Genomic DNA, 12,230 nt, shown 5'->3' with positions numbered 1-12,230 from the left:
GTGTCCTCCTCGGACGTCGGGGTAGAGACGCCCCGCGGTGCCCCCCGTGGCGCGCCGCGGTCGGAGGAGGCCGCGGTGCCTGACGCCCATCCTGACAGGGAGCGCGCTCTGTTACCGAAATGAGACGCGGGCCACCCCGGGCCCCACGTTCGGCTCAGCGCGGCGGCGCCGCCTCGGTGTCGATGCTGGCCTGCTGGCTCTCGCTGTAGCGCGGCCCCGCCACGGTCGCGTCGTTGACGAGGTCGTCCAGCCGGGCGACGTCGGCCGGGGTCAGCCGCACCTCGTGCGCGTCCCGGTCCTCGAGCCAGTGCTCCCACGAGGTGGTGCCCGGGATCGCCAGGACGTCCTCGCCCTGGGCCAGGACCCAGGCGACGGCGAGCCCCGCCGTGCTCGTCCCGAGCCGGACGGCCTCGGCCGAGAGCGCCTCGCGCAGCGTCAGGTTGGCCTCGTAGTGGCCCTCGGCGAAGCGGGGCAGCCGGTGCCGCAGATCTCCCGCGTCCAGCCGGTCCAGCCGCGGCGGCGCGTCCGTGAGCAGGCCGCGGCTGACGGGGGAGAAGGCCACGAAGGCGGTCCCGTGGCGGCGGCACGCCTCGAGCACGCCCCCTTCGGGGTTGCGGGTGGCGAGGGAGTACTCGGACTGCACGGCCGCGATCGGGTGGACGGCCACGGCCCGGGTCAGGGTGACGGCCGAGACCTCGGACAGGCCGATCGCCCCGATCTTGCCGTCCGTGACGGCCTCCGCGAGCGCTCCCACGGACTCCTCGACGGGGACCTCCGGGTCCAGCCGGTGCAGGTAGTACAGGTCGATCCGGTCCTGGCCGAGCCGGCGCAGTGAGGCGTCCACGTGCGCGCGCAGTGTCTCCGGGCGGCCGTCGATCCGTCGCTGCCCGTCCCGCACGAGCCCGCCCTTGGAGGCGAGCAGCACGCGCTCGCGGACGCCCGACCCCGCCCGGGCGAGCGCGCGCCCCACGAGCTCCTCACTGCGGCCGCCGCCGTAGAGGGTGGCGGTGTCCAGGTGGTCGGTGCCGTCGTCCAGCACGCGGGTGAGCAGGTCGACGGCGGCGTCGTCGTCGAGGAATCCGGAGTAGCCGTGCACGATGTTCATGCATCCGAGGCCGACGGGGTGCACGTCCTTGCCGGCGAGGCGGCGGGGCTCGGCGGGATCGGGCAGGGGGCCAGGCTCGGCGGGGCGGGCATGCGGGGTGGCGTCCATGCCCGCCACCCTAGCCACGACTCCGGACACGACACCCGGGCGCCCGTCCGGCGTCCGGCCCGTCGTCCGTCCCGGGGTTCAGCCGAACACGCGCGCGGCCAGCAGCGACGGCGCCGTCAGCAGCCGGCGGGCCAGCTCCACGCGGCGGCGCTCCTGCACCGCGATCGCCTTCTCGTAGTAGCCCACGAGCTGCTCGCACAGCACCGGCCAGGTCCGGCCCTGCACCGACGCCCACGCCGCGTCGGCGAACGCGGCCCGCTTGACGTCGTCGTACACGAGGTCCGCGACGTGGCGGCGCAGCTCGTCCAGCTCGCCGGGCGGGTAGAGCCAGCCGGTGCGGGAGGCGTCCACGATGTCGAGGGGGCCGCCGCGGCCGACGGCGACGACGGGCACGCCCGAGGCCATCGCCTCCTGCAGCGTCTGGCCGAAGGTGTCGGACTCGCCGGGGTGCACGAACAGGTCCAGGCTGGCCACGTGGCGCGCGAGGTCCTCGCCCCCCTGGAAGCCGGCGAAGTGCGCGCCGGGCAGCTCCCGCTCGAGCTGTTCGCGCAGCGGCCCGGAGCCGATGACCACGAGGCGGGTGCCCGGCAGGTCCGAGAGCACCCGCAGGTCCCCGACCTGCTTCTCGTGCGCCAGCCGCCCCACGAAGCCCACGAGCTTCTCGCCGTTCGGGGCGAGCTCGGCGCGCAGCGCCTCGTCCCGCTTGGCGGGATGGAATCGGCGGGAGTCGACGCCGCGGCCCCACAGGTGCACGCGTCGCACCCCCTGGCGGTGCAGCTGCCGGACGGTGAACGACGACGGCGCGAGCGTCAGCGTGGCCATGTTGTGCAGGCGCGCCACGTGGCTCCACAGGACGTCCTCCAGCCACGGGGCGCCGTACCGGGCCGCGTAGCCGGGGACCTCGGTCTGGTAGACGGCCACGGAGGGGATGCCGAGCTCCTCGGCCGCCTGCACCGCGCGCCAGCCCAGCACGAAGGGGGAGGCGATGTGCACCACGTCCGGGGCGAAGTCGGCGAGCATGCCGCGCAGCCGGCCCACCGTGCCGGCGGCCACCCGCACGGAGGCGTACCCGCTCAGGGGCACGGAGGGCAGGGTGCGCACGGGGAAGCCCTCGACCTCGCGGGGGGCCTCACCGGCGCCCGCGCGTTGGGTCCACCCGGCGGACCACGAGGCAGCCGGGGCGACCACCATCGCCTCGTCGCCCCGCTCCCGCAGGTGGCGCAGCACCTGGAGGATGGAGTGGGTGACCCCGTTCATATGGGGCAGGAACGATTCGGCGACCACGACGACACGCACGTGGCCGACGCTAAGGACCCCGGACCACGGCCGGGACACCCGCCGACGACGGCCCGGTGACCCCGCGGTGAACTCTCGGGGCGCGTGACGGTCGTCGCACCGGCCCGCGCGGCCCGCCCCCGTCCAGGCGCCGCCCGGAGTCGGGTGGCACCATGGACGGGTGAGTTCCCGCCCCGCTGCGCCCCGTCTGCTGCGCCCCGTCCCCCTGCCGCTGTGGCTGCAGGGGGTGGTCGAGGCGCTCGTCACGGCGATGATCAGCCTGCTGGCGGTCATGGTCCCCACCCTCGCGGTGTGGGCCACGGGCGGGTTCGAGCGGCCGACCATCGAGGGCGCCGTCCAGGTGGGCGGCGTCCTGTGGCTGGCCCTGCACGCGGTGCCCGTCACCGTGGCCACGGCCATGCCCACCGCGCCGGATCACCTCATCACCGGCACGGCGTGGCTCGTGCCGTGGGGCCTGACCCTGGTCCCGCTCGCGCTGTCCTGGCGGGCCGGCCGGCGCCTGGCCCGCGCGTCCTACCGGGACCAGGCGTGGCAGGCCTTCGTGGGCGCGGTGGGGGCCTACGCCCTGGTGGGGCTGGCCGTGGCGTTCCTGCCCGGCACGGACGAGCTGACGGCCCACCCCGCCCCGGCGGCGCTGCTGCCCGCCCTGCTCTTCGGCGTCGCCGCCCTCGCGGGGGCGCGGCGCGAGGCCGGCACCTGGGCGCACCTGATCGGCCTGGACCTCACGGAGCGGATCTCGCGGCGCTCGCAGTACGAACGCTGGGCCGGCTCGTACGCGTGGTCCGTGGTGCGCGCCGCGGCCGTCGCCGTGCTCGCCCTGACGGGCCTGAACGCGCTGCTCGTGGCGGGGCGGCTGGCCGTCGAGTGGGCCGCCGTCGTCACCGTGGCCCAGGCGATCGGGGGCGGCCCGCTGGGCGGCCTGCTGCTGGCGCTGCTGCAGATCGGCTGGCTGCCCACGTTCACCGCGTGGTCGATCGCGTGGACGGCGGGCCCGGGGTTCTCCGTGGGTGCGGACAGCCTCTACTCCGTGTTCGGCGCGACGCCGGCCACCGCGCCCGCCCTCCCGGCGCTGGGTGCGCTGCCCGGGACGTGGTCGCCGTGGCAGCTGCTCCTGCTGGCCGTGCCGATCGGCGCCGGCGTCGTGGCCGGCGTGTGGCTGCTGCGGGAGGGGGAGAACCACCTCGACGACTGGCTGCACACCCGCCACGGCAGCCGCGCGGTGTCCCTGACGCTGTCCACGCTGGCCCTAGCCGTGCTCACCGGACTGCTCACGGGGCTGCTGCTGCTCGTGCCGCTGGCCCTCACCTCCGGGACGCTCGGGCTCGGCACGCTGACGGACATCGGCTCCCACGTCTGGGCGGTGTGCGCCGCCGTCGCCGGATGGGTCGCGCTGGGCTGCGCGGCCGGCTACCTCACGGCCCTGGCCGTGGCCGGGCACCGGGACGGGACGACGACGGCGCCGCGGTCCGGCGACCGTGCCTCGGGCCCGCGCGACCGGCCGTCCCCGCGCCGGGCGCGGGACTGACGCCCGCGGCTCAGGGCCGCAGCTGGGGCACCCCCGTGCGCTCCTCCACCTGACGGGTGAACTCGTCCGCGCACGCCTGCTGTGCCCGCACGGTGAGCGCGGAGGCGCCGCACTGCTCGAGCTGGACCGTCGCGTCCCACGCGAGCAGCGGCAGCGCCGCCGTCGTCATGCCCACCAGCGCCATCGCCATGCCGGCGGACGCCACCGCGCGGGGCAGTCCCGAGCGGTCGGCGCCGCGGCTCGTGACCCACACGCGCACGCCGAGCACGAGGGCGACCAGCCCCAGCGCGAGGGCGATCAGCTTCCACGGCAGCACGAGGGAGAAGGAGAGCACCATCCCCAGCAGCGCCACGGACTGCCACAGCAGGGCACGGCCGGTGCGGACGCGGCCGGGGTCCGGGGCGCCCTGCGGCGGGCGGGGCGGGGAGGAGGGAACGGGGGCGGACACCCCCTCACCCTACGATGGGCGCATGCGCATCGTTGCCCTCGTCTCCGGTTCCGGCACCAACCTGCAGGCCGTCCTCGACGCCGTCGCCTCCGGCGCCCTGGACGTGGAGATCGCCGCGGTGGGCGCCGACGTCGCCGACGCCGGCGGCCTGGAGCGCGCCCGCGCCCACGGGATCGAGACGTTCGTGGTGTCACCGAAGGACCACGCGGACCGGCGCGCGTGGGACGAGGCGCTCGCGGACGCCGTCGCCGCCTACGCGCCGGACTGGGTGGTGTGCTCCGGGTTCATGCGGATCCTGGGCGCCCCGCTGCTCGAGCGGTTCGACGGCCGCATCCTCAACACCCACCCGGCCCTGCTGCCCTCCTTCCCGGGGGCCCACGGCGTCCGGGACGCGCTGGCGCACGGGGTGAAGGTCACCGGCTGCACCGTGCACGTGGTGGACGCGGGCGTGGACACCGGCCCGATCCTCGCCCAGGCCGCGGTGCCCGTGCTGGACACGGACACCGAGGCCGAGCTGCACGAGCGCATCAAGGTCCAAGAGCGGGCCCTGCTGCTGCGCGTGCTCGGCGAGCTCAGTCGGCGCTGACCTCGAGGGCGCGGCCGCGGGTCTCCGGGGCCAGCGCCAGCATCGCCGCGCAGGCCAGGACCACGAGCCCGCCGGTGACGGCGAACGCCCCCGGCAGCCCGAGGGCGGGGACCAGCGTGCCCACGAAGAGCAGCGGGCCCAGGCCCGCGCCCACCCGCGAGGCCGCCGACGCCCAGCCGAAGCCGGAGGCGCGCAGCGTCGTCGGGTACAGCTCGGAGACGTACGTGTAGAGCACCGGGATCGCGACCTGCACCACGAAGCCGAACGCCAGCACGAGCGGCAGCACCGCGGCGGGCACGTCCAGCACGCTCGCCAGCCAGACGGTCAGGGCGCTCGCGACGACGGCGCTGACGGCCAGCAGCCAGCGGCGGCCGGTGACCTCGATCAGCGCGGTGGCCACGACCACGCCGAGCAGGCCGGCCGCGGCCATGCCGGAGGTCATGATGAAGGCGCGGCCCTCCGCGTAGCCGGCGTCGATGAGGAACGTGGGCAGCCACTGCAGCGCGATGTAGTAGACGAGCATGATGGCCACGAACAGGGCCCAGGCGATCGCGGTGATGCGCGGGGAGAACCGCCAGACCGCGGCGAGCTGCGCGCCGACGCCGCCGGAGCGGGCCGGCTCGGCCGGGGGCATCGTGTAGGGCCGGCGGGGCGCGCCGGTGGCCGCCACCATGCGGTCGATGACGGCGCGGGCCTGTGCCTCGCGGCCCCGGCTCATCAGGAACAGCGGGGACTCGGGGATGCCCAGGCGCACGACGAACACGAGCAGGGCCGGCAGGACCATGGCCAGCAGGGGCAGGCGCCAGTCGCCCCACGTGCCCACGAGCCAGGCGGAGACGAGGCCGCACAGCGCGGCGCCGACGGGCCACCAGCCGTCCATCGCGGCCAGGACGCGGCCACGCAGCCGGCGCGGGGTGAACTCGCCCACGAGCGCGTAGTCCACGGGGATCGTGCCGCCCAGGCCCATGCCGGCCACGAAGCGGAACAGCGCGAACCACAGTAGGGAGTCGGTCAGCGCGCCCGCGATCGTGAACACGGAGAAGATCGCGAGCGTCCACGCGAACGCCGCCTTGCGGCCGATGCGGTCCGCGATGGTGCCCCACAGGAACGCGCCCACGGCCATGCCGATGAGGTTGGCGGTGCCGATCCACGCGGCGTCGGCCTTGTCCAGGGCCCACTCCTCGCGCAGCAGCGGGATCATCACGCCGTTGAGCGTGACGTCCCACGCGTCGAACATGAAGCCCAGGCCGCCGATCAGGAAGATGCGGCCCTGGACGGACCAGCGCCACGGCAGCTCCTGGACGACCGCCTCACCGGTGGGCAGGGCGGCGTCGGGGGCGACGACGTCGGGCGCGGGCCCGGGGTGCGCGCCGTCGGCGCTGGGGCGGGGCGGGGTGGCGGAGGACATGGTCGGCTCCCGTTCGTCGGGTGGAGTGGGGGCGGTCCGTCACGCGGACGCCTGGGCCATTATGCGGCCCGGCCTATGCTGGGGGACGCACCCGGACCCCCTCGAAGGAGCGCCCCCTCGTGACCTCTGCCCAGCCCACCACCACCACCGTCCTGGACACGGTGCCCCTGAAGCGGGCCCTGATCTCCGTGTACGACAAGACCGGCCTCGAGGAGCTCGCCACAGGGCTCCACGCCGCGGGCGTGCAGATCGTCTCGACCGGCTCCACCGCCCAGCGCATCGCCGCCGCCGGTGTGCCCGTCACCGAGGTCGCCGAGGTCACCGGGTTCCAGGAGTGCCTGGACGGCCGCGTGAAGACGCTGCACCCGCGCGTGCACGCGGGCATCCTGGCCGACCGTCGTCGCGAGGACCACGTGACCCAGCTGCGCGAGCTCGAGGTGGAGCCGTTCGACCTCGTCGTCGTGAACCTCTACCCGTTCGTGGACACCGTGAACTCGGGCGCCGCGGAGGACGCCGTCGTCGAGCAGATCGACATCGGCGGGCCGTCCATGGTGCGCGCGGCCGCGAAGAACCACGCGTCCGTGGCGATCGTGGTGGACCCGGCCCGCTACGGCGAGGTGGTCCAGGCCGCGCAGTCCGGCGGCTTCGACCTGCGCGCCCGCCGGCGCCTGGCCGCCCTGGCCTTCGCCCACACCGCCGGGTACGACAACGCCGTGGCCGCCTGGACCGCCGCCCACTTCGGCGAGGACACGGACGCGGACGAGATCCCCGTGTTCCCGCCCTACGCCGGCTTCTCCCTCGAGCGCGCGCAGATCCTGCGCTACGGCGAGAACCCGCACCAGCCCGCGGCGCTGTACCTGGACTCCTCGGCGGCCCCCGGCATCGCGCAGGCCGAGCTGCTGCACGGCAAGCCGATGAGCTACAACAACTACGTGGACGCCGACGCCGCGGTGCGCGCCGCCTTCGACCACCCGGTCCCGGCCGTGGCGATCGTCAAGCACGCCAACCCGTGCGGCCTGGCCGTCACGGATGAGGGCACGGACATCGCGCAGGCGCACGCCAAGGCCCACGCGTGCGACCCGGTCTCCGCGTTCGGCGGCGTGATCGCGGCCAACCGCCCGGTCACCGCCGCCATGGCCGCCCAGGTGAAGGACGTGTTCACGGAGGTCGTCGTGGCCCCGGCGTTCGAGCCCGAGGCCCTGGAGATCCTCTCCGCCAAGAAGAACCTGCGTCTGCTGAGCCTGCCCGAGGGCTTCCTGCGGGATGCGGTGGAGGCCAAGCAGGTCTCGGGCGGCATGCTGCTGCAGATCGCGGACGCGGTGGACGCGGACGGCGACGACCCGGCCACCTGGACCCTCGCCGCCGGCCCGGCCGCCGACGAGGCCGTCCTGGCCGACCTGGCCTTCGCGTGGCGCGCCGTGCGCGCGGCCAAGTCCAACGCCGTGCTGCTGGCCCACGACGGCGCCACGGTCGGCGTGGGCATGGGCCAGGTCAACCGCCTCGACTCCTGCCGCCTGGCCGTCGAGCGCGCCAACACCCTGGGCGCCGCGCAGACCGGCGGGCAGGACGTGAGCAGCGCCGGCGGCGCGGAGAACGTCTCCGGGGAGGGCGCCCCCGAGCGGGCCCGCGGGTCCGTGGCCGCCTCGGACGCGTTCTTCCCGTTCGCGGACGGGCTGCAGATCCTCATCGACGCCGGCGTGAAGGCCGTCGTCCAGCCGGGCGGCTCCGTCCGGGACGAGGAGGTCGTGGCCGCGGCCGAGGCCGCCGGCGTGAGCCTGTACCTGACCGGGGCGCGCCACTTCTTCCACGGCTGAGCGCGGCGCGCCGCTGCCGGACGGGGGCCCGGACCGGGCCCCGCGACCCCCAGGAGGTGACGAGGCGATGACCCGCCGCGAGGTCGAGAGCGTCGAGGACCGCATCCGTGAGCACCTGCGCAGGGACGACCTCGACAGCGCGGTCGAGCTGCTGCGCGCGCTGTCCCCGGGCGACGCGCTCGACCTCCTGGACCGCTCCGAGCCGCGCATGGCCCCGATGCTGTTCCGCCTCCTGGACAAGACGACGGCGGTCCACGTCTTCGCGGCGATGGAGACGGGCCAGCAGTCCGACCTGGTGCGCAAGCTCCAGGACGGTCAGGTCCAGGACCTCTTCGCCGAGCTGCGGGTCTCGGGCCAGGCCCGGCTGCTCGACGAGATGCCGGCCACCGTGGCCCGCAAGATGCTCGCCGGGCTCGACGCGGAGGCGAGCGGCAAGGCCGGCCGGCTCCTGGGCTACCCGGCGGACTCGGTGGGACGGCGGCTGCGCATGGCGCCCGTGCGCCTGCGCGAGGACTGGACCGTGTCCACCGCGCTCGAGAACCTCCGGGAGCACGGGGGGCAGGAGCAGGCCGCCATCGTCTCCGTGCCGGTGGTCAGTCCCCAGGCGCGTCTGACGGGCGTCGTCGACGTCTCCGTGCTGGTCACACAGCCGCTCGATGCGCGAGTCTCGGAGATCATGCGGGAACCGGTGTCCGCCGTCGCCACCGAGGACGCCGAGGAGGTGGCCCGGCTCTGCGCGGACCGCCGTCTGTGGACCGTGCCGGTGACGGACTCGGAGGGTCGCCTGATCGGGGTGTTCACGGTGGCCGACGCCCTCGAGGTCCTCGACGAGGGGTCGACCGAGGACTCCGCCCGCGCCGGCGGCGTGGAGCCGCTGGGTCGTCCCTACCTGGCGACCTCCGTCCTGGCGCTGATGCGCTCGCGCATCACGTGGCTGCTCGTGCTCGCGATCGGCGCCACCCTCACCGTGCAGGTGCTCGGCGTCTTCGAGGACACGCTCGAGGAGATGGTCGTCCTCTCCCTGTTCATCCCGCTGATCATCGGCACCGGCGGCAACACGGGCAACCAGGCGGCCACCACGGTCACCCGGGCGCTCGCCCTCGACGACGTCCGGCCCCGCGACGCGCCGCGCGTGATGTTCCGCGAGCTGCGCGTCGGCATGGCCCTGGGCGGGTGCATCGGCCTGCTGGGCCTCGTGCTCGCCGGGTTCGTGTTCTCGTGGCCCGTCGGTCTCGTGATCGGGGCGACGCTGTTCACCGTGTGTGCCTTCGCCGCCACCGTCGGCGGTCTCATGCCGTTGGCGGCCCGCACGATCGGCGCCGACCCCGCCGTGTTCTCGAACCCGTTCATCTCGACGCTCGTGGACGCCCTCGGCCTGGTCGTCTACTTCTTCATCGCCCAGGCCGTGCTCGGCATCTGAGCCGGCCACGGTCCACGCCGCCCTGCCCGCCTCGGCGAGGCGTTCCGGGGCGGGCCCGCCGGACCGGCCGTGCCGCCGTCGTCGGGGGGCGCCCCCGCCGACCCGACGCCCCCCTGGTACCCGGGCGACCCCGCCCGGCCCGGCGAGGGCACCGGCGACGGCCGGGGACGCTGACGCCGAGCCACACACGGTGTGGCGCGTCCGAGGCGCCGGGTAGATTGGCGGGGAGTCACCCGTTCCCTGCCGACGAGGGCCGCGTCTCGAGTGCGGCCAGAAGGAGAGATCATCCGCATGTCGAAGATCATCTACACGCTCACGGACGAGGCCCCCATGCTGGCCACCGCGTCGCTGCTGCCGATCGTGCGTGCCTACGCGGGCACCGCCGGCGTGGAGCTGGAGACCCGTGACATCTCGCTGGCCGGCCGCATCCTCGCCGCGTTCAAGGACGTCCTGCCCGAGGACCAGCGCACCGCGGACGCCCTCGCCGAGCTCGGCGAGTTCGTGAAGTCCCCCGAGGCGAACGTCATCAAGCTGCCGAACATCTCCGCCTCCGTGCCGCAGCTGCGCGCCGCGATCAAGGAGCTGCAGGCGGACGGCTACGCGCTGCCGGAGTACCCGGACGAGCCGAAGACCGACGAGGAGAAGGACGCGAAGGCGCGCTACGACTCGGTCAAGGGCTCCGCCGTGAACCCGGTGCTGCGCGAGGGCAACTCGGACCGCCGCGCTCCGAAGGCCGTGAAGGCGTACGCCAAGCGCTTCCCCCACTCGATGGGCGAGTGGACCCCGGACTCCAAGACCGCCGTCGCCACCATGGGCGCGGACGACTTCCGAGCCAACGAGCAATCCGTGACCCTGCCGACCGCCGACGTGCTGACGATCGAGTTCACCGGCGAGGACGGGAAGACCACCGTGCTCAAGGAGGGCCTGAAGGTCCTCAAGGGCGAGGTCGTGGACGGCACGTTCATGTCCGCCAAGGCCCTGGACGCGTTCCTCGCCGAGCAGGTCAAGCGCGCCAAGGAGGAGGGCATCCTCTTCTCCGCACACCTGAAGGCCACCATGATGAAGGTCTCCGACCCGGTGATCTTCGGCCACGTCGTGAAGGCCTACTTCTCCGAGCTGTTCGAGAAGTACGGCGAGCAGCTGGCCGCCGCCGGCCTGTCCGCGAACAACGGCCTCGCCGCGATCGAGGGCGGCCTGGACAAGCTCGACGCCGAGACCGCCGAGGGTGTGCGCGCCGCCATCGCCGCCGCCTACGAGAACGGCCCGGACGTGGCCATGGTGAACTCCGCCAAGGGCATCACCAACCTCCACGTGCCCTCCGACGTGATCGTGGACGCCTCCATGCCCGCCATGATCCGCACCTCCGGCCGCATGTGGAACAAGGACGACCAGACCCAGGACACCCTGGCCGTCATCCCGGACTCCTCCTACGCCGGCGTCTACCAGGCCGTGATCGACGACTGCAAGGCCAACGGCGCCTACGACCCCACCACCATGGGCACCGTCCCGAACGTGGGCCTCATGGCGCAGAAGGCCGAGGAGTACGGCTCGCACGACAAGACGTTCATCATGGACGCCGCGGGCACCGTGGCCGTGAAGAACTCCGCCGGGGAGACCCTGCTCTCCCACGACGTCGAGGCCGGCGACATCTGGCGCGCCTGCCAGACCAAGGACGTCCCGGTGCGCGACTGGGTGAAGCTGGCCGTGACCCGCGCCCGCGCGTCCCAGACCCCGGCCGTGTTCTGGCTGGACGAGACCCGCGCCCACGACCGCGAGCTCATCAAGAAGGTCGAGGAGTACCTCAAGGAACACGACACCGAGGGCCTGGATCTGCGCATCCTCTCCCCGGTGGAGGCCACCAAGCTCTCGGTGGAGCGCATCCGCCGCGGCGAGGACACCATCTCCGTGACCGGCAACGTGCTGCGTGACTACAACACGGACCTGTTCCCGATCCTCGAGCTGGGCACGTCCGCGAAGATGCTGTCGATCGTCCCGCTGCTCAACGGCGGCGGCCTGTTCGAGACCGGCGCGGGCGGCTCCGCCCCGAAGCACGTGCAGCAGCTGGTGGAGGAGAACCACCTGCGCTGGGACTCCCTGGGTGAGTTCCTCGCGCTGGCCGTGTCCTTCGAGCACGAGGCGGTCGCGAACGAGAACCACCGCGCGCGGGTCCTGGCGGACACCCTGGACGCCGCCACCGGCACCCTGCTGATCGAGGGCAAGTCCCCGAAGCGCAAGGTCGGCGAGCTGGACAACCGCGGCAGCCACTTCTACCTGGCGCTGTACTGGGCCCGCGAGCTGGCGAAGCAGACCGAGGACGCCGAGCTGGCGGCCGCGGCGAAGCCGGTCGCCGAGGAGCTGGAGGCCCAGGAGGAGACCATCCTGGCCGAGCTCAACGGCGTGCAGGGCTCCCCGGTGGACCTGGGCGGCTACTACTGGCCGGAGCTGGAGAAGGTCACCTCCGTGATGCGCCCGTCCGCGACGCTCAACGCGATCGTGGACAAGCTCTCCGTCTGAGCGACT

General features: G+C 74.2%; 9 protein-coding genes. 5 read left to right on the top strand and 4 right to left on the bottom strand.

What is annotated here, in order from left to right; genetic code table 11:
- Positions 1 to 154: 154 nt before the first annotated feature.
- Both OVA32_RS11305 and OVA32_RS11300 read right to left on the bottom strand, forming a co-directional pair.
- Complete coding sequence (locus tag OVA32_RS11305) at positions 155 to 1,213, bottom strand: aldo/keto reductase (RefSeq protein ID WP_052006988.1); 1,059 nt, start codon at positions 1,211 to 1,213, stop codon at positions 155 to 157.
- 78 nt (positions 1,214 to 1,291) lie between these two features.
- Entirely contained in the window at positions 1,292 to 2,509 is a 1,218-nt protein-coding gene (locus OVA32_RS11300; protein ID WP_041102988.1) for a glycosyltransferase family 4 protein, read from the bottom strand.
- Between the two features lie 160 nt (positions 2,510 to 2,669).
- Here OVA32_RS11300 and OVA32_RS11295 point away from each other — a divergent pair, with 160 nt between their 5' ends.
- The gene (locus OVA32_RS11295) at positions 2,670 to 4,034 is read left to right on the top strand and encodes a DUF6350 family protein (protein WP_230594448.1); all 1,365 of its coding nucleotides are present in this window, start codon (positions 2,670 to 2,672) and stop codon (positions 4,032 to 4,034) included.
- A 10-nt stretch (positions 4,035 to 4,044) separates the two neighbouring features.
- Here the strand turns inward: OVA32_RS11295 and OVA32_RS11290 are convergent, their stop codons facing one another.
- Positions 4,045 to 4,482 carry a hypothetical protein gene (locus tag OVA32_RS11290; protein WP_020621608.1) on the bottom strand — a complete coding sequence of 146 codons (438 nt, stop codon included), beginning with the start codon at positions 4,480 to 4,482 and terminating at the stop codon, positions 4,045 to 4,047.
- A 22-nt stretch (positions 4,483 to 4,504) separates the two neighbouring features.
- Here OVA32_RS11290 and purN point away from each other — a divergent pair, with 22 nt between their 5' ends.
- The gene (purN, locus tag OVA32_RS11285) at positions 4,505 to 5,068 is read left to right on the top strand and encodes a phosphoribosylglycinamide formyltransferase (protein WP_041102979.1); all 564 of its coding nucleotides are present in this window, start codon (positions 4,505 to 4,507) and stop codon (positions 5,066 to 5,068) included.
- Here purN and OVA32_RS11280 read toward each other — a convergent pair.
- Entirely contained in the window at positions 5,055 to 6,476 is a 1,422-nt protein-coding gene (locus OVA32_RS11280) for an MFS transporter (RefSeq protein ID WP_041102977.1), read from the bottom strand. The genes purN and OVA32_RS11280 overlap by 14 nt on opposite strands.
- A 119-nt stretch (positions 6,477 to 6,595) precedes the next feature.
- On the opposite strand from OVA32_RS11280, the gene purH reads away from it, so the two are divergent.
- The 3 genes from purH to OVA32_RS11265 all read left to right on the top strand — a co-directional run bounded on the left by purH (position 6,596) and on the right by OVA32_RS11265 (position 12,224).
- A complete protein-coding gene (gene purH / locus OVA32_RS11275; RefSeq protein ID WP_061866952.1) occupies positions 6,596 to 8,290 on the top strand; it encodes a bifunctional phosphoribosylaminoimidazolecarboxamide formyltransferase/IMP cyclohydrolase in 1,695 nt (564 codons plus the stop codon).
- Between the two features lie 67 nt (positions 8,291 to 8,357).
- Positions 8,358 to 9,710 (top strand): magnesium transporter, encoded by a 1,353-nt coding sequence (mgtE, locus tag OVA32_RS11270; protein WP_061866951.1) that lies wholly within the window; start codon positions 8,358 to 8,360, stop codon positions 9,708 to 9,710.
- A gap of 291 nt (positions 9,711 to 10,001) precedes the next feature.
- Positions 10,002 to 12,224, top strand: a complete 2,223-nt coding sequence (locus OVA32_RS11265; protein ID WP_267714536.1) for an NADP-dependent isocitrate dehydrogenase — start codon at positions 10,002 to 10,004, stop codon at positions 12,222 to 12,224.
- Positions 12,225 to 12,230: the final 6 nt, after the last annotated feature.

It is taken from the genome of Micrococcus sp. SL257 (assembly GCF_026625585.1).
Lineage (GTDB): Bacteria > Actinomycetota > Actinomycetes > Actinomycetales > Micrococcaceae > Micrococcus > Micrococcus luteus.
This window is presented reverse-complemented; position numbering and strand designations above follow the sequence as displayed.